Here is a 16,838-nt window from a genome sequence, read left to right as displayed (position 1 = left end):
CCGATGGCCATCAGAGCGGTACTTTTCGACATGGACGGCACCCTGCTCGACACCGCGCCGGACTTCATCGCCATCTGCCAGGCGATGCGCGCCGATCGCGGTCTGCCGCCGATCAACGACAAGCACATCCGCGACGAGATTTCCGGCGGGGCCAAGGCCATGGTTGCGGTGACATTTTCGATGGATCCGGAATCGCCGGGCTTTGAGGAGCTGCGTCTGGAGTTTCTCGAGCGCTATCTGGTCGGTTGCGCGGTGCACAGCAAACTGTTCGACGGCATGGGCGAACTGCTCGCCGATATCGAGAGAGCCAACCTGATCTGGGGCGTGGTCACCAACAAACCGGTGCGCTTCGCCGAGCCGATCATGCAACGCCTGGGGCTGGCCGAGCGTTCGGCGCTGCTGATCTGCCCGGATCATGTGAAAAACAGCAAGCCGGACCCTGAGCCGCTGATCCTCGCCTGCAAGATGCTTGATCTGGATCCGTCGACCGTGCTGTTTATCGGCGATGATCTACGTGATATCGAATCGGGTCGCGATGCCGGCACCAAAACCGCTGCGGTGACCTACGGCTACATCCACCCGGACGACAACCCACGGCACTGGGGCGCGGACGTGGTAGTGGATCACCCGCTGGAGTTGCGCAAGGTGCTCGACAGCGCACTGTGCAGCTGCTGACCTGACTGTTGCAAACTCCCTGTGTGGCGAGGGGATTTATCCCCGCTGGGCTGCGAAGCGGCCCCCGCTTTCATCCAGGCAATGTGACACACAGGTTTTGCGACGGCTTCGCCGCCGAACGGGGATAAATCCCCTCGCCACAGGGGTGAAGCAGGTCTTCATCAAATGGATTGTGAGGTTCTTATGTTTGATTACACCGCTCGCCCTGAATTGCTCAAGGATCGGGTCATTCTGGTCACCGGTGCCGGCCGTGGCATCGGCGCGGCTGCGGCGAAAACCTATGCCGCCCACGGTGCCACCGTGTTGCTGCTGGGCAAGACCGAAGCCAATCTGACCGAGGTCTACGACGAAATCGAGGCTGCCGGCCACCCGCAACCGGCGGTTATCCCGTTCAACCTCGAGACCGCCCTGCCCCATCAATATGATGAGCTGGCGGCGATGATCGAAACCGAGTTCGGCCATCTCGACGGCCTGCTGCACAACGCTTCGATCATCGGCCCGCGCACGCCGATCGAACAACTGTCCGGCGAAAACTTCATGCGGGTCATGCAGGTCAACGTCAACGCGATGTTCATGCTGACCAGCACCCTGCTGCCGCTGCTCAAGCTCTCGCAGGACGCCTCGGTGGTGTTCACCTCGAGCAGCGTCGGGCGCAAGGGTCGCGCGTACTGGGGCGCTTACGGTGTGTCGAAATTTGCCACCGAAGGCCTGATGCAAACCCTGGCCGATGAAGTCGAAGGCGTTGCGCCGGTACGCTCCAATAGCATCAACCCGGGCGGTACGCGCACCAGCATGCGCGCGCAGGCTTATCCGGGGGAAAATCCGCTGAACAACCCGACACCGGAAGAGATCATGCCGGTGTATCTGTACCTGATGGGCCCGGACAGCGCGGGCGTCAATGGCCAGGCTTTCAACGCCCAATAACGCCATACGTCGCATTTGTTGCCGCGGCAGAATGCTGTCGCGGCAAGCCATTGCCGCTCATAACCGTCACAAAGCCGCCAATAACCCAGCGCGGCCGCCCGGCATCCATCAGCAAGTCTTTGATTCGAAAAGCTTTAAATTAAATCGAACCGAATGGCACGGGTTTCGCTCTAAATTCCCTCAAAACATGCCGTGTGATGGCCATGGGGCAACGCCGATTTCGATAGCTGACTGATCGTCTTGCGGCAGACTAAACTTACGCCAAACGTCCTACGGGACTGATGGATCAGTACGACGCGCAGCCCATAGCCGCTCTCACCCAGCCTGTAAGACAGACTTACTGCTTAGGGGCTCACGCCATATGAAATCTCCTTCCCAGACCCATGCAATTGACTTTGACAGTGCCAAATTGCAGCGCCTGGGCTTCGGTCAACTACCGGCGCTGATCGAGCGCCCGACCAGCCTGGCGCAATTGCGTCAGCAAATGAGCCTGCAACTTCAAACCAGCCTGGAGCCACAGCGCATCCTTGGCCTGTTCTTCCGCGAAATCCAACGCCTGGTGCCACTGGACGCCCTGAGCTATGTGCATCAGGCCAGCGACTTGCGCCTGGAGTTCGGCGCGCGCGGCCACCACTCGCTCAGCTACACCCTCAGCCACGAAGGCGAGCACATGGGCGAGTTGGTCTTCCGCCGTAATCAACGCTTCAACGACAAGGAACAGGGCGACCTCGAGTCGCTGCTGTCCTGCCTGCTATACCCGATGCGCAACGCCCTGCTCTATCGCGCCGCAACGCAAAGTGCCTTGCGCGACCCGTTGACCGGTGCCGGCAACCGGGTGGCCATGGAGCAGACCTTGCAGCGCGAGATCGACATGTCGCGCCGCCATGCGCAACCGCTGTCGGTGCTGATGCTCGACATCGACCACTTCAAACGGGTCAACGATGACCACGGGCATGGCGCCGGTGATGAGGTGCTCAGAGCCATTGCCGCGTCGATCAAGGCGCAACTGCGCAACGTCGACATGGTGTTCCGTTATGGCGGCGAAGAGTTTCTGATCATGCTTTCCAACACCGGTCGCGAGGCGGCGGCGATGGTCGGCGAGCGTTTGCGCCAGGCGACGCAGTCGGAGGAATACTTTGCCGATGGCCAGTTGATCGAGATCACCGTGAGTCTGGGATGCTCGACGTTACTGCCTGGCGAGTCGGCGGACAGCTTGCTGCGCCGGGCCGACAGTGCGCTCTATGTCGCAAAGCGCGAGGGGCGGAACCGGCTGGCGATGGCCGGCTGAAAAACAATTGTGGGAGCGAGCCTGCTCGCGAAGAGGGAGGGTCAGACAACGATTCGTTGCATGACCCACCGCTTTCGCGAGCAGGCTCGCTCCCACAGTTCGATCAGCTTTCGGTTACGGTCCGGCGCTCGCGGTTGACCAGCAAGCGCTCCGAAGTCTCCAGCTGCATGCACCGCTCCAGAAACAGGTACATGTAGTCATAACTCTTGCAGATCGCCTGCCGTAGCTCGGCCTGCAACGCCTTGCTCGGGTTCAGGCCGGCCAGGGTGCAGATGATTTCCAGCGCTTCCCACGGGTGGGCATCATCGTACTGGGCGTGCATCTTCAACCACTTCATCGCGCGCTTGCGGTCCTCTTCCGGGAACGCCGCGGCGTAGACCCCGGTCGAGCAGACCACCGCTGACCACTCCCCGGTCGCCCCTTCGATCGCATAGTTGGTCGCGGCAATCGCCACGATCAGCGAATCCGCCGAGCTGGTGTGCCAGCACCAGTGACTCAGAGCGTGCAGCTCCGGCGGCACTTGCTGGGCCTGGAGATCTTCGAGACTGACGCCATGGGCGCGGCTCCAGTGCATCCAGTAGTCGGCATGGTTGAGTTCGACGCGGATGTTGCGCATCAGCCAGCGCCGCGCCATGTCTTCGCCGGGATGGCGGGCGAAGCGGGTCTTGGTCAGGTTCTGCGCCATGTACAAGGCAAACTGCTCGACCACCGGCCAGCCGCCGATCAGGTACTGGCGCATGGTTTTCGCGCTGAGTCTGTTGTCGCGCATGCGCTGATAAAGTTCATGTTCGACAACCCGGCGCTTGCTCTCGCTGCAATCCTTGATGAGCTGTTGCGCCCAGGCAGGATAACTTGCAGCTTCCATGAGGGGTCCGGTTCGGTTGAATGTGTCGATCACTGTTCGGCTCCTTTTGAGTTGTGATGGCAAGGATCGGCGAGAGACTTCAACGGAACGTGCCAGGCGCTTTGAACAACAACGGCTGCGGTCTGGCAGGGCGACTTTGCAAACTGTCACAGGTAAATAACTGCGGGCGCTCGATGACATACCCCTGAGCGTAATCCACACCTATTTCAAGCAACGCCTGTTCGATCTGGTTAGTTTCAACAAACTCGGCAATTGTCTGCTTACCCATAACATGGCCGATGTGATTGATCACTTCGACCATTGCCCGATTAATCGGGTCGTCCAGCATATCCTTAACGAAACTCCCGTCGATCTTCAGGAAGTCTACAGGCAAATGTTTCAAGTAAGCGAATGAAGACATTCCGGCACAAAAGTCATCCAGAGAAAAGTGACAACCTAAGCCTTTGAGTTCATTGATAAAACGAATTGCGCTGCCAAGATTTGCGATTGCACTGGTTTCAGTAATTTCAAAACAAATCATTTCAGGCGGTATAGCGTAGTTAACAAACTGTTCCCGCAGGAAGTGCAAAAACGCGTCATCTCCTATAGTAATGCCTGACAGATTAATCGCACACATTGCCAGAGGAAGTTCATGTTCCTGTTCAATACACTGGGCAATAACCTTGAAAACATTTTCAACTACCCAGCGATCTAATTGGGTCATCAAACCATATCGCTCCGCTGCCGGAATAAAGCTGTCAGGCAAAATCATCCGCCCGGATTCATCATGCAAACGCAGGAGTATTTCGATGTGCCCGGCCTGGCCGGGTTGTGGCTTGAGCGGTGCGATCTGCTGGGCATAAAGGCAGAAGCGGTTTTCTTCCAGCGCCATGTGCAGGCGCTGCACCCAGGCCATTTCACCGAAGCGCATGGACAGTTCTGAATCATCGGCATGGTAGACCTGCACGCGGTTGCGGCCTTTTTCCTTGGCCATGTAGCAAGCCATGTCCGCCGCACGCAGGGAGGCCTCAAGGCTGGTGGGATTCTGTGCGATATGCACCAGGCCGATACTGACTGTGGTCAAAAACGGCCGCCCCTTCCAGACAAAATGCAGGTTCTGCACGGTCTGGCGCAGGCTTTCGGCAATCTTCTCGGCGATGTCCGGCGGGCAGTTCTCGAGCAAAATCCCGAATTCATCGCCGCCCAGTCGTGCCAGGGTATCGCCCTCGCGCAAGTCTGATTGCAGCAGCGTGCAGATGTGCCGCAGCAACTCATCGCCCGCCGCGTGCCCGCAGGTGTCGTTGACCAGTTTGAACTGGTCCAGATCGAGGAACATCAGCGCGTGCCGCCCGGGCTGGCGCGTCAGTTTGTGCAAGGCCTGCTCGAGGCGATATTCGAATTCGCGGCGGTTGGCCAGCCCGGTCAGCGCATCGTGAGTCGCCTGCCAGGACAGATTGGCGATGTATTGCCGCTCCTGAGTCATGTCGTGCAGCACCAGCACCGTGCCGCTGACATTCCCGGCATTGCGGATCGGCGCGCCGACCAGTGTCACCGACAGGGTGCTGCCGTCCAGACGCTGGATCAGCTTGGAATGTTCGCTGCCGCCGCTGAGCTGGCCGCTGAGAATGTGCTCGATCAACGTCAGGCCTTCGGTCTGGGCGTTATCGTCGAGCAGGTTGAACAGCGCCGACAACGGCAGCCCCGCCGCCTGCTCGGCCTTCCAGTGCGTCATGGCCTCGGCGGCGGGGTTCATGTAATCGATCGCGCCGTTGACGTCGGTGGTGATCACGCCATCACCAATCGACTGCAGCGTGATATGCGCGCGATCCTTTTCCAGTTGCAGCGCCTGGGCAAACTCATGGCGCTGCTTGAGCAGCTTGTGCGTGCGCCACAGCGCCAGCGCGATCAGACCCAGCGCGGTGGCCAGGTTGGTGAACAGCAGCAGGCGCATGATCACCCGCGAGCCTTCGCCCAAGGCATCGCTGAAAGCCCTGGCCGCAGGGGTGACTGCATCGTTGATGGCGAAGATCTGTAACTTCCAGCGCTGCACATCGCCGGGGCCGGCCTGGTTCTGCGCAATGCCTTGGTGCATCTCCTGCGCGACTTCGTGCAGTCGGTCGAGATAGGCATCGCCAATCGTCCAGCGATCGATCGCGGTTTCCAGATAACTGTAGTGGCGGAAATTGAGGTACAGCCAGATGACGCTGGAGACATCGTCTGGATGATTACCGCCCTTGAGAATGCCTTCGCGCGCCGCTTGCAGATCCGGCGGCTGACGATCCAGCGCCAGGCGCAATTGGTGCCCGCCTTGGGGCACGGCGATCGCCGTCAGGTATTTGCGATAGATCGCCTCGTCACGACTGTCGGCGTAGAGGTTGAGATAATAGATGGCGTCTTTCTGGCCCTTGGACCACAGGCTTTCGCCAGCGACGTAGCCACGCACGGCCGAAAGCACGTAAAGGCTCACGCCACCCAGTAATGCCTGGAACACCACGACAGCAATAAAGGGCCAGACGATACCCAACAACCGTGGTGTTCCCAGAGTCTGCTTTTGCTTCATGAGAGTCCTTGCATGAGCACTGCCCGCTCGCCTTCCGGGCGAATTCGCTATGACGAGACTAGGTGGGGTTCTCGTTCAAGGCAAGGCGCGGCGTTACACCGCGCGCAGAACCTCTGACAGGTCGGCGAGGGTTTCGATCAGTGCTGTTGCAAGTTGCCGTAGAGCTTGGCGTACAGACCGCCGTCGGCGATCAGTTGGCGATGGTCGCCGTCCTCGGCGATCTGCCCGCCGTCGAACACCAGCACGCGGTCCGCCTGTTTCACCGCCGACAGGCGATGGGCAATGATCAGCGTGGTGCGGCCATGGAGAAATTTCGCCATCGCCTGGTGCAGGTTGTACTCGGTGGCGGCATCGAGGGCCGAGGTGGCTTCGTCGAGAATCACCACTTTCGGCTCGGCGAGAATCATCCGCGCAATCGCCAGACGCTGGCGCTGACCGCCGGACAAACGCACGCCGGAACGCCCGACGATGCTGTCGAGACCAGCGGGCAGCGCACGGATGGTCGCGGCCATTTGCGCGATTTCCAGCGCCTGCCAGCAGGCTTCGTCGCTGCGCATGCGGCCCATGGTCAGGTTGGCGCGCACGCTGTCGTTGAACAGCGCCGGATGCTGCAGCACCACCGCGACGTTCTCGCGCACCGTCTCCAGACCGATCTCCTGCTGGGTCGACCCGCCAAAGCGGATGGTCCCGGCCGCTGGCGTGTACAGGCCCAACAGCAATTGCACCAAGGTGCTTTTGCCGCCGCCGCTGGCGCCGACGATCGCGACTTTTTCGCCGGGCAGGATCGACAGGTTCATCTGATCCAGCACCAGCTCGTCGCCGTAACCGAAGCTCAGGCCTTGCACCTCGATGCCGACGGTGTCGCGCCCCTTGAACGGATCGACGCCGCCGGGATACTGCGGCTCGTCGGCGCGCGCCAGCAATTCATTGATCCGCGTCAGCGCACCGCCCGCCGCGTAATAGGCGTATTGCAGATTGAGCAGCTGTTCGACCGGGCCGATCATGAACCACAGGTAACTGAACACCGCGAGCATCTGCCCGATCGACAGGTCGGAAAACAGCACGGTGAGCATCGCCGCTGCGCGGAAGATGTCGATGCCGAACTGGAACAACAAACCACTGGCGCGGTTCGAGGCGTCGGTCTTCCACTGCGAGTTGACTGCGTAGTTGCGCACCTCCTGCGCGCGCAAACCGAGGCGCCCGAGGAAATAGCCCTGACGGTTGCCGGCGCGCACTTCCTGAATCGCATCGAGGGTTTCGCTCAGCGCCTGAGTGAAGCGCGAGGTGCTGTCGTTCTCGAGTTTTTTCAGGTGTTTGACGCGCTTGCCCAACTGCACCGTGGCGTAGATCACCAACGGGTTGAACAGCAGGATCAGCAGCGCCAGCTTCCAGTGCATCCACATCAGAATGCTGGCGGTGCCGACCAGGGTCAGCATGGCGACGAGGAAGCGGCTGAGGGTTTCGCCGACGAATTTGTCGAGGGTATCCAGATCGGTGACCAAATGCGTGGTCACCGTGCCGCTGCCGAGGCTTTCGTATTCGCCGAGGGAAATGCGCTTGAGCCGCTCGATCAGGCGCACGCGAATGCGGTAGACGATGTCCTTGGCCAGGCGCGCGAACAGCCGCGACTGCAACACGCCAAAACACAGGGCGCTGCAACGCAAGGTCAGGGTCACCACCAGCATCAGGCCGATATAACCCGCCGCCTGCTGCCACATGCTCGGCAGAAAATGGTTCATGACTTTCAGCGCGGCATCGCCGTGGCCGAGCAGGACTTCGTCGACCAGCAATGGCAGCAGCAAGGGAATCGGCACGCTGCACAGCGTCGCCAGCACGGCCACGCCGTTGGCGATCCACAGGGATTTCTTGTGATGCAGTGCCAGACGCCGGACTTCAGCCCAGCTCAGCCGGTCGACACGCTCTACGGCTGGCGTGTCATCGGCACGGTCAGACACAGGCCGCGCGCTCCAGCCAGCGGCCGAGCAACGGCGACAGCTCGCTGAGCGGTTGATAGCCGTTGGTCAGCAGCGCCAGTTGCCCGTTGCGCTCGGCCAGCAGGGTCGGAAAACCGGCGATGCCCAGATCCTGTACCCAGGTGAAATCGGCCTGGGTCGCCTTGTGCTGATCGGCATGATCGAACAACGCCGCGAATTCGATACGCGGCACGCCGGCCTGCTCCGCCAGTTCGACCAGCACGCTGGCCTGGGTGACATCGCGACCTTCGGCGTAAAACGCCTGCTGGATCATCCCGACCAGTGTCCACGCGCAATCCGGCGCCAGACTGCGCGCGGTGACAATCGCGCGACAGGCAGGCTCGGTGTCGTAGACAAAACCGTCGGGCAACGCGCCATCGAACTTGAACGGCTGGCCGGTGGCCTCGGTGACCGCTTGCCAGTGCTCAAGAATGTAGCGCCGCGTGGTCGGCTCCAGCGCCGAGCCACTACCGGTGCGCAAACCGCCGACCACCAGATGCAGTTCGACCCCGGCTGCCTGCGCCTGCTCGACCAATGCCTTGGCCACCGGAGCAAAACCCCAGCACCATGAACACATCGGATCCATCACGTAGAGCAGGCGCGCAGACATGGTTAAGCCTCGGTGGATGCTTGCTTATAGTTGTAGCCGATCGGGTGCGGCTGGTTGCGCGCCTTGGCCAGTTCAATCTGCTTTTGCCGATCGATGGCGCTGCGCCGGGTTTTCTCGCTGAGCTTGTCCCAGCAGTGCGGGCAACTGATGCCGGCGACGTAGTGCTCGGAGGCGCGATCTTCAACGCTGACCGGCGTGCGGCAGGCATGACATTGATCGTAGTCGCCTTCCGTCAGGTCGTGACGCACGGTCACGCGGTTGTCGAAGACGAAGCAGTCGCCGCGCCACTTGGTTTCTTCCTGCGGCACCTCTTCGAGGTACTTCAGGATGCCGCCCTTGAGGTGGTAAACCTCTTCGAAACCTTCGCCGAGCATGTAGCTCGAGGCTTTCTCGCAACGGATGCCCCCGGTGCAGAACATCGCGACCTTCTTGTGCACGGCCGGGTCGAAGTGTTCTTTGATGTAGTCGGGAAACTCGCGAAAACTGGTGGTTTTCGGATCGATGGCGCCTTCGAAGGTGCCGATCGACACTTCGTAATCGTTGCGCGTGTCGATCAGCAGCACTTCCGGGTCGCTGATCAGCGCGTTCCAGTCCTGCGGCTCGACGTAGGTGCCGACCTTCTTGTTCGGGTCAACGCCTTCGACGCCAAGGGTGACGATCTCTTTCTTCAGCTTGACCTTGGTGCGATAGAACGGCTGTTCGTCGCAGTACGATTCCTTGTGGTCGATGTCGACCATGCGCGGATCGTTCTTGAGCCAGGCGAGCAGACCGTCGATGCCTTCGCGGCTGCCGGAAACCGTGCCGTTGATGCCTTCTTCGGCGATCAGCAGAGTGCCTTTGATGCCGTTGTCGACCATCGCTTGCAGCAGTGGCTCGCGCAGGTCAACGTAATCTTCGAGGGTGACGAACTTGTACAGTGCCGCCACGACAATCGGTTGTGTCATGGGTATTTCTCCAGGTGGCTACCCTCGCAAAGGGTGAACCGGATTCAAAAAAAACGCGCCGGCTAAGCGGCGCGTCGGGATTCTAGCAAAAAAGCAGCTTCAAGCTTCAAGCGGCAAGATGATCCGCTTTTAACTTGCAGCTTGAAGCTTGCAGCTTACAGCTTGCTTCCTCCCGCACAGGTCGGCGACGCCGGGGCGCCGTCGATCTCTGCCCATTCCTGCGGGGTGTAGGTGTGCAGCGCCAACGCATGGAACTCGCCCATCAGCTCGCCGAGCGTGCCGTAGACTTTCTGGTGGCGCTTGACCCGGTTCAGGCCTTCGAACTGCGCGCTGACCACCACCGCCTTGTAGTGGGTCTGTGACCCGCGACTGTGCATGTGGCTTTCATCCAGCACTTGCAGGTGCTCAGGCTGTAACAGGGCCAGCGTCGATTCGATGCGTTGTTGCATGGTCATCACGAACTCCGCTTACTTCTTCTTGGCTGGCGCCGCGGCCGGGGTCAGCTCTTTGGTCATGTCGTCGAGCAGCTTGTTGACCACTGGCACCGCGCTTTCCAGTTTGCCCTGGGTCATCTGCGCCGACTGCTGGGTCAGCTGCGGCATTTTTTCCAGGACTTTCTTGCCCAGTGGCGACTGGTAGAAGGCAACCAGATCTTTCAGCTCGGATTCGCTGAAGTTGCTGGTGTAGAGCTTGACCATGTCGGGCTTGAGCTTGCTCCAGCCGATGGCCTGGTCCAGCGCAGCGTTGGCCTTGGCCTGGTAGGTTTCGAGCACGGCTTTCTTCGACTCAGGGGCTTTGGTCTGTTCAAAGCGCTGGGCGAACATTTGCTGCACTTGCATGTACACCGGGGTACCCAGCTTGTCAGCGTGAGCCAGCGTCAGGAAAGCTTCGGCACTGGCGTTGTGGCTGGCGGTATCGGCAAGCACCTGGCCGCTGGCGCAAACCAGTGCAACCGCGGTACAGATGGCGCGAAGACGAGTCATCGAGTTTCCTTTAAGCAAAGCGAGGTCGAACCCCAAGGGCGACCATTCTGCGCCTAACAATCGCTGTGGCTCAACCCCCGGCCCTTGCCGCGCTTGATTGGCGGGGTTTTGCGGTCAACAATCGAGCCGATGGAACCACCCGGGCCGATGCCGGCCTAAATTGCGCCAACAGACCAACAGGAGTGTGCACGATGAGCCGTATCGAAACCGACAGCCTGGGCCAGATCGAGGTCCCGGACGACGCTTACTGGGGTGCTCAGACGCAACGCTCGCTGATCAACTTCGCCATCGGTCAGGAACGCATGCCGCTACCGGTGCTGCACGCCCTGGCCCTGATCAAGAAAGCCGCCGCACGGGTCAACGACCGCAACGGCGACCTGCCCGCCGACATCGCCCGCCTGATCGAACAGGCCGCCGATGAAGTGCTCGCCGGCGAGCATGACGAGCAGTTCCCGCTGGTGGTCTGGCAGACCGGCAGCGGCACCCAGAGCAACATGAACGTCAACGAAGTGATCGCCGGTCGCGCCAACGAACTGGCCGGCAACCCGCGCGGCGGCAAGTCGCCGGTGCACCCGAACGATCACGTCAATCGCTCGCAAAGTTCCAACGACTGCTTCCCCACCGCCATGAGCATTGCCACCGCCAAAGCAGTGCAGGAACAACTGCTGCCGGCGATTGCCGAGCTGTCCGGCGGCCTTGCTGAACTGGCGGCACGGCACATGAAACTGGTGAAGACCGGGCGCACGCACATGATGGACGCGACGCCGATCACCTTCGGCCAGGAACTGTCCGGCTTCATCGCGCAACTGGATTACGCCGAGCGCGCGATTCGTGCCGCGCTGCCGGCAGTCTGCGAACTGGCTCAGGGCGGCACCGCCGTTGGTACCGGTTTGAATTCACCACACGGTTTCGGTGAGGCGATTGCCGCCGAACTCGCAGCACTGTCCGGTCTGCCGTTCGTCACCGCGCCGAACAAGTTCGCTGCACTGGCCGGTCATGAACCGCTGGTAACGCTGTCGGGTGCGCTGAAAACCCTCGCCGTGGCCTTGATGAAGATCGCCAACGACCTGCGTCTGCTGGGCTCAGGTCCTCGCGCAGGTTTCGCTGAAGTGAAGCTGCCGGCCAACGAACCCGGCAGCTCGATCATGCCCGGCAAGGTCAACCCGACCCAGTGCGAAGCGCTGTCGATGCTCGCCTGTCAGGTGCTCGGCAATGACGTGGCGATCGGTTTTGCCGCCAGTCACGGGCACTTGCAGCTGAACGTGTTCAAACCGGTGATCATCCACAACCTGCTGCAATCGATCCGTTTGCTGGGAGACGGCTGCAGCAACTTCCAGCAGCACTGCATCGCCGGGCTCGAACCGGATGCCGAGGTCATGGCCAAACATCTGGAACGTGGGCTTATGCTGGTGACCGCGCTGAACCCGCACATCGGTTATGACAAGTCGGCGGAGATCGCCAAGAAGGCTTACAGCGAAGGGCTGACTTTGCGTGAGGCGGCGTTGCAGCTGGGTTATCTGACGGATGAAGAGTTCGATGCCTGGGTGCGGCCGGAGAACATGATCGAGGCTGGGGCCAAGGGCTGAGTCATTTAGCGCCTGAAAATCCGTCTTCGCGAGCAGGCTCGCTCCCACAGGAAAATTGCATTGCAAAGTGGGAGCGAGCCTGCTCGCGAATTCAGGCGCCGCCGATCTTCAGCCAGGCACAACCCTGGCCCGCCGCGCCTTGAGGCCGGCAATCAACGACGGCCCCAACGCCACCAGCGCCGAACCCAGCACCACCAGCACCGCCCCGCCGTAGCCCAGCGCATTGATCTGCTCGGCATGCACATAGTCCGGCCAGATCCGCGCCGCAATCGCCACCGCCACAAACGTCACCAACGGCGTGATCGCCAGCGTCGCGCTGACCCGCGATGCTTCCCAATGCGCCAGTGCTTCGGCGAATGCGCCGTAGGCGATCAAGGTGTTCATGCAGCACGCCAATAGCAGCCAGCCCTGCAACGGGCTCAGGTTCAGCGCTTCCAGCGGATGCACCCACGGCGTCAGCAATAACCCGCAGGACAGATAGATCACCATCATCACCTGCAACGAATTCCACACCGTCAGCAATTGCTTCTGGCCCAGCGCATAGAAGGTCCAGACTGTCGACGCCAGCAGCACCAAGAGCACGCCGGCGGTGTAGTCGGACAGCGAAGTCAGCAGCTCGGCCAGGCGCTGATTGAAGAACAGGCCAAAGCCGATCAGCAACACCAGCAAGCCGATGCCCTGGCCGATGCTGAAGCGCTCCTTGAACACGAACAGACTGGCGATCAGCAGCATGATCGGCCCCATTTGCACCACCAATTGCGCGGTGCCGGGGCTGAGCAGGTTGAGGCCCATCAGGTACAGCACGTAATTTCCGACCAGCCCCAGTACCGCCATCAGCACCAGCCAGCCACCCTTCGGCCCGAGCACCTTGCGACTTGGCAGGCGCTTGACCGACGCCAGATAGATGAACAGGCAGCCACCGGACACCATCAGGCGAAACCAGGTCACCGTGACCGGGTCCATCACCTGCAATACCTGTTTGAGCTTGATCGGCAGGATGCCCCACAGAAACGCGGTCAGCAGCGCCAGGAACAGTCCGTACACCCAGCGCCCCGATGAAATGTGCATGCGAACCCCAAAAGCCTGCTGACAAGAACACTCATTCTAGGCGTCCGGCTGCGCACAACACAGGGACAGTTGCCGGCAGGCCGCGAATGAAACTGTGCAGGTCGCAGCAGTAAACCGGCGCGCCGCCGTTGATCGGCCGGGCAGGCGCGCCAAGTGCTTCAGGCATAAGCTGATTGCAGACTTTTCAACGCATATCAGGGAGACCGACATGTACGCCATGCGCGCCGAGGACAGCGCCCCCGCCACCCGTTTTCGCAGCGACCGCGTGTGTCGGGTCAATGGCGAGCTGTATTTCAGCACCCGGGAAAATACCCTTGAAGGGCCGTATGACAGTCAGGTGATCGAGCGGGAGATTCAGGCTTATATAGCGCGGATGCAGCGGCAGGATTCCAGCCGCTGAACCGTGGCGCTGCCTGCTCGCGAAGGGGCCTGAACAGGCAACCAATCCTTTAGCGCACCGCCTCAAACAACCCACTCGCCCCCATCCCGCCACCCACGCACATGGTGACGATGCCGTAGCGCAAATTGCGTCGCTGCAATTCCCGGATCAGATGCCCGACCTGACGCGAGCCGGTCATGCCGAACGGGTGGCCGATGGAAATCGAGCCGCCGTTGACGTTGTACTTGTCGTTGTCGATCTCCAGCCGGTCGCGGCTGTACAGGCACTGCGAAGCGAACGCCTCGTTCAATTCCCACAGATCGATATCCGCCACCTGCAGGCCCTTGGCCTTGAGCAGTTTCGGCACCGAGAACACCGGGCCGATGCCCATTTCGTCCGGCTCGCAGCCGGCGACGGTGAAGCCACGGAAAAACGCTTTCGGCTTGAGCCCCAGTTCCAAGGCTTTATCCAGGCTCATCACCAGCGTCATCGAGGCACCATCGGACAGCTGCGAGGAATTGCCCGCCGTCACCGAACCGTCGTCGGCGAACACCGGTTTCAAACCGGCAAGGCTTTCGTAGGTGGTGTCCGGGCGGTTGCAGTCGTCGCGCTCGACGACGCCGTCGACAATCTGCACTTCGCCACTGTTCTTGTCCTCGACGCGGTATTTCACCGCCATCGGCACGATTTCATCATCGAACAAACCCGCAGCCTGGGCCTGGGCCGTACGGATCTGGCTTTGCAGCGCATAGCGATCCTGGGCTTCGCGGCTGACACCGTAACGGCGCGCCACCACTTCGGCGGTCTGGCCCATGGTGTAGTAGATGCCGGGAGTCTGTTGCTTGAGCAGCGGGTTGATCAGATGATCGGTGTTGACGCTTTTCAGGGTCAGGCTGATCGACTCGACGCCGCCGGCAACGATGATGTCGCTGCAACCGGAGGCGATCTGGTTGGCGGCAATCGCAATCGCCTGCAAGCCCGAGGAGCAGAAACGGTTGAGGGTCATGCCGGCGGTGCCGGTGCCCAGGCGCGACAGCACCGCGACGTTGCGGCCGATATTGTAGCCCTGCGCGCCCTCGTTGGAGCCGGCGCCGACGATGCAGTCCTCGACGCTGGTCGGGTCGATATCGTTGCGTGTCAGCAGGGCATTGACGCAGTGGGCCGCCATGTCATCGGGGCGGGTCTGGTTGAACTTGCCGCGAAAGGATTTGGCCAGGCCGGTCCGCACGCTGTCGACGATCACCACTTCACGCATGGCATACCTCATTGTTGTTGTCGGTTGAGAGTGGACCTGAGCATAAGTCCACCTTCTTGCCGACCGCGAGGATCATTCACCCGGCGTATGCGCGGCCATCGCCTCAGTCCTTGTGCTTTTTGGCCTTCTTGTCGGATTTCTCGAACGCGTCTTCCAGCGCGCGGTTGATGGTGCGCAACACTTTCACCCGCGCCCAGCGTTTGTCGTTGGCCTCGACCAGCGTCCACGGCGCGATCTCGGTGCTGGTGCGATCAACCATGTCGCCGACCGCCCGGCGATAGTCGTCCCACTTTTCCCGGTTGCGCCAGTCGTCCTCGGTAATCTTGAAACGCTTGAAGGAAATCTCTTCGCGCTCCTGAAAGCGCTCCATCTGCGTGTCCTTGTCGATGGCCAGCCAGAACTTGACGACGATGACGCCGGCATCGGCCAGTTGCTCTTCGAAGTCATTGATTTCGCCGTAGGCGCGCAGCCAGTCGGCCGGAGTGCAGAAGCCTTCGATCCGCTCGACCAGCACCCGCCCATACCAAGAGCGGTCGAACACGGTAAATTTGCCCCGCGCCGGAAGGTGTCGCCAGAACCGCCACAGATACGGTTGTGCGCGCTCTTCTTCGGTCGGCGCAGCGATCGGCACGATGCTGTACTGACGCGGATCGAGCGCCGCTGCCACGCGGCGAATCGCCCCGCCCTTGCCCGCCGCGTCGTTACCCTCGAACACCGCGACCAGCGCATGGCGACGCATGCGTTTGTCGCGCATCAGCCCGGACAGGCGCGCCTGCTCGGTGATCAGTTGTTCTTCATAGTCTTTCTTGTCCAGACGCTGGGTCAGGTCGAGGCTGTCGAGCAGGTTCAACTGATCGACCGGCGTGCCCAGCGGCGCGGCACTGACTTCGTGGGGATTGACGTCGGCGCGCTTGAGCGCACTTTGCAGGCCTTCGAGGAGAATCTTGCCCACCGCCAGGCTGCGGTAATTGGCATCGACGCCTTCGATGACATGCCACGGCGCGTAATCGCGGCTGGTACGGCGCAGCACGCGCTCGCCGTATTTGACGAACTTGTCGTAGGTCTGCGACTGCTGCCAGTCCAGCGGGCTGATGCGCCAACTGTGCAGCGGATCGTCGGCCAGCGATTTGAGCCGCGCTTTCATCTGCTTCTTGGACAGGTGAAACCAGAACTTGAAGATCAGCGCGCCTTCATCGCAGAGCATTTTTTCCAGACGCTCGGCGCCGGCGATGGCCTGGTCCAGACGCGGATCCTTAAACAGTCCGTGCACCCGGCCCTGGAGCATCTGGCTGTACCAGTTGCCGAAGAACACGCCCATCCGGCCCTTGGCCGGCAGCATCCGCCAGTAGCGCCAGGCGGGTGGCCGCGCCAGTTCTTCATCGGTTTGTTGGTCGAAGGTGCGCACTTCGATCAGGCGCGGGTCCATCCACTCGTTGAGCAGCTTGACCGTCTCGCCCTTGCCCGCCCCTTCGATGCCGTTGATCAGGATGATCACCGGAAAGCGTTTCTGCTGCTGCAACTCGAACTGCGCTTCCAGCAAGGCTTCACGCAGCGCAGGGACCGCCGCCTCATAAGTGTCTTTGTCGATGGCGTGACCGATTTCAGCGGATTCAAACATTGGACGGCTCCTTCCAGGGTTCAGCAAGACTAGCGGATTGGGCACGGGCGCAGGGCAGAAATTCCCATGAACTCAGGACGGGATGAGAACTTTGTGGTGAGGGGATTTATCGTTGACTGGCTGTGCAGTAG

General features: G+C 61.0%; 15 protein-coding genes. 5 read left to right on the top strand and 10 right to left on the bottom strand.

The window, feature by feature from the left end; translation table 11 throughout:
- Nucleotides 1-3 precede the first annotated feature (3 nt).
- The 3 genes from mupP (at nt 4) to JWU58_RS08495 (ending at nt 2,887) form a co-directional block, all read left to right on the top strand.
- Nucleotides 4-675 carry an N-acetylmuramic acid 6-phosphate phosphatase MupP gene (gene mupP, locus JWU58_RS08505; RefSeq protein ID WP_123443573.1) on the top strand — a complete coding sequence of 224 codons (672 nt, stop codon included), beginning with the start codon at nt 4-6 and terminating at the stop codon, nt 673-675.
- Between the two features lie 183 nt (nt 676-858).
- Nucleotides 859-1,599, top strand: coding sequence for a YciK family oxidoreductase (locus tag JWU58_RS08500; RefSeq protein ID WP_024013876.1), 741 nt, complete (start codon nt 859-861; stop codon nt 1,597-1,599).
- Between the two features lie 361 nt (nt 1,600-1,960).
- Entirely contained in the window at nt 1,961-2,887 is a 927-nt protein-coding gene (locus tag JWU58_RS08495; RefSeq protein WP_206421754.1) for a GGDEF domain-containing protein, read from the top strand.
- A 103-nt stretch (nt 2,888-2,990) separates the two neighbouring features.
- On the opposite strand, the gene JWU58_RS08490 is transcribed toward JWU58_RS08495, so the two are convergent.
- The 7 genes from JWU58_RS08490 to JWU58_RS08460 form a co-directional block, all read right to left on the bottom strand.
- Nucleotides 2,991-3,752 (bottom strand): iron-containing redox enzyme family protein, encoded by a 762-nt coding sequence (locus JWU58_RS08490; RefSeq protein ID WP_404939496.1) that lies wholly within the window; start codon nt 3,750-3,752, stop codon nt 2,991-2,993.
- A gap of 79 nt (nt 3,753-3,831) precedes the next feature.
- On the bottom strand, nt 3,832-6,291 hold the full coding sequence (locus JWU58_RS08485) for an EAL domain-containing protein (protein ID WP_206421753.1): 2,460 nt from the start codon (nt 6,289-6,291) through the stop codon (nt 3,832-3,834).
- Nucleotides 6,292-6,428: 137 nt separating this feature from the next.
- Nucleotides 6,429-8,246 carry an ABC transporter ATP-binding protein gene (locus tag JWU58_RS08480; RefSeq protein ID WP_076563770.1) on the bottom strand — a complete coding sequence of 606 codons (1,818 nt, stop codon included), beginning with the start codon at nt 8,244-8,246 and terminating at the stop codon, nt 6,429-6,431.
- Nucleotides 8,239-8,841, bottom strand: coding sequence for a DsbA family protein (locus tag JWU58_RS08475; protein WP_177433361.1), 603 nt, complete (start codon nt 8,839-8,841; stop codon nt 8,239-8,241). The genes JWU58_RS08480 and JWU58_RS08475 overlap by 8 nt, the downstream gene beginning before the upstream one ends.
- A 35-nt stretch (nt 8,842-8,876) precedes the next feature.
- A complete protein-coding gene (trhO, locus tag JWU58_RS08470) occupies nt 8,877-9,818 on the bottom strand; it encodes an oxygen-dependent tRNA uridine(34) hydroxylase TrhO (RefSeq protein ID WP_016770934.1) in 942 nt (313 codons plus the stop codon).
- A gap of 155 nt (nt 9,819-9,973) precedes the next feature.
- The gene (locus JWU58_RS08465) at nt 9,974-10,273 is read right to left on the bottom strand and encodes a BolA family protein (protein ID WP_122880394.1); all 300 of its coding nucleotides are present in this window, start codon (nt 10,271-10,273) and stop codon (nt 9,974-9,976) included.
- 12 nt (nt 10,274-10,285) lie between these two features.
- Complete coding sequence (locus JWU58_RS08460; protein ID WP_206421752.1) at nt 10,286-10,801, bottom strand: DUF2059 domain-containing protein; 516 nt, start codon at nt 10,799-10,801, stop codon at nt 10,286-10,288.
- 191 nt (nt 10,802-10,992) lie between these two features.
- Here JWU58_RS08460 and JWU58_RS08455 point away from each other — a divergent pair, with 191 nt between their 5' ends.
- Nucleotides 10,993-12,387: a class II fumarate hydratase gene (locus tag JWU58_RS08455; RefSeq protein WP_206421751.1), complete on the top strand. Its 1,395-nt coding sequence runs from the start codon at nt 10,993-10,995 to the stop codon at nt 12,385-12,387.
- Nucleotides 12,388-12,495: 108 nt separating this feature from the next.
- On the opposite strand, the gene JWU58_RS08450 is transcribed toward JWU58_RS08455, so the two are convergent.
- Nucleotides 12,496-13,455, bottom strand: a complete 960-nt coding sequence (locus tag JWU58_RS08450) for a DMT family transporter (protein ID WP_206421750.1) — start codon at nt 13,453-13,455, stop codon at nt 12,496-12,498.
- 208 nt (nt 13,456-13,663) lie between these two features.
- On the opposite strand from JWU58_RS08450, the gene JWU58_RS08445 reads away from it, so the two are divergent.
- Entirely contained in the window at nt 13,664-13,855 is a 192-nt protein-coding gene (locus JWU58_RS08445; protein ID WP_123443761.1) for a DUF6316 family protein, read from the top strand.
- 49 nt (nt 13,856-13,904) lie between these two features.
- Here JWU58_RS08445 and JWU58_RS08440 read toward each other — a convergent pair whose 3' ends face one another.
- Nucleotides 13,905-15,089: a thiolase family protein gene (locus JWU58_RS08440; RefSeq protein WP_123443577.1), complete on the bottom strand. Its 1,185-nt coding sequence runs from the start codon at nt 15,087-15,089 to the stop codon at nt 13,905-13,907.
- Between the two features lie 103 nt (nt 15,090-15,192).
- The gene (gene pap / locus JWU58_RS08435) at nt 15,193-16,707 is read right to left on the bottom strand and encodes a polyphosphate:AMP phosphotransferase (protein ID WP_016770941.1); all 1,515 of its coding nucleotides are present in this window, start codon (nt 16,705-16,707) and stop codon (nt 15,193-15,195) included.
- Between the last annotated feature and the right edge of the window lie 131 nt (nt 16,708-16,838).

The organism is Pseudomonas atacamensis, from assembly GCF_017167965.1.
In the GTDB taxonomy this organism is placed as follows: Bacteria; Pseudomonadota; Gammaproteobacteria; order Pseudomonadales; family Pseudomonadaceae; genus Aquipseudomonas; species Aquipseudomonas atacamensis.
The sequence above is the reverse complement of the archived record's forward strand: the minus strand, read 5'-3'. Positions and strand labels throughout refer to the sequence as shown.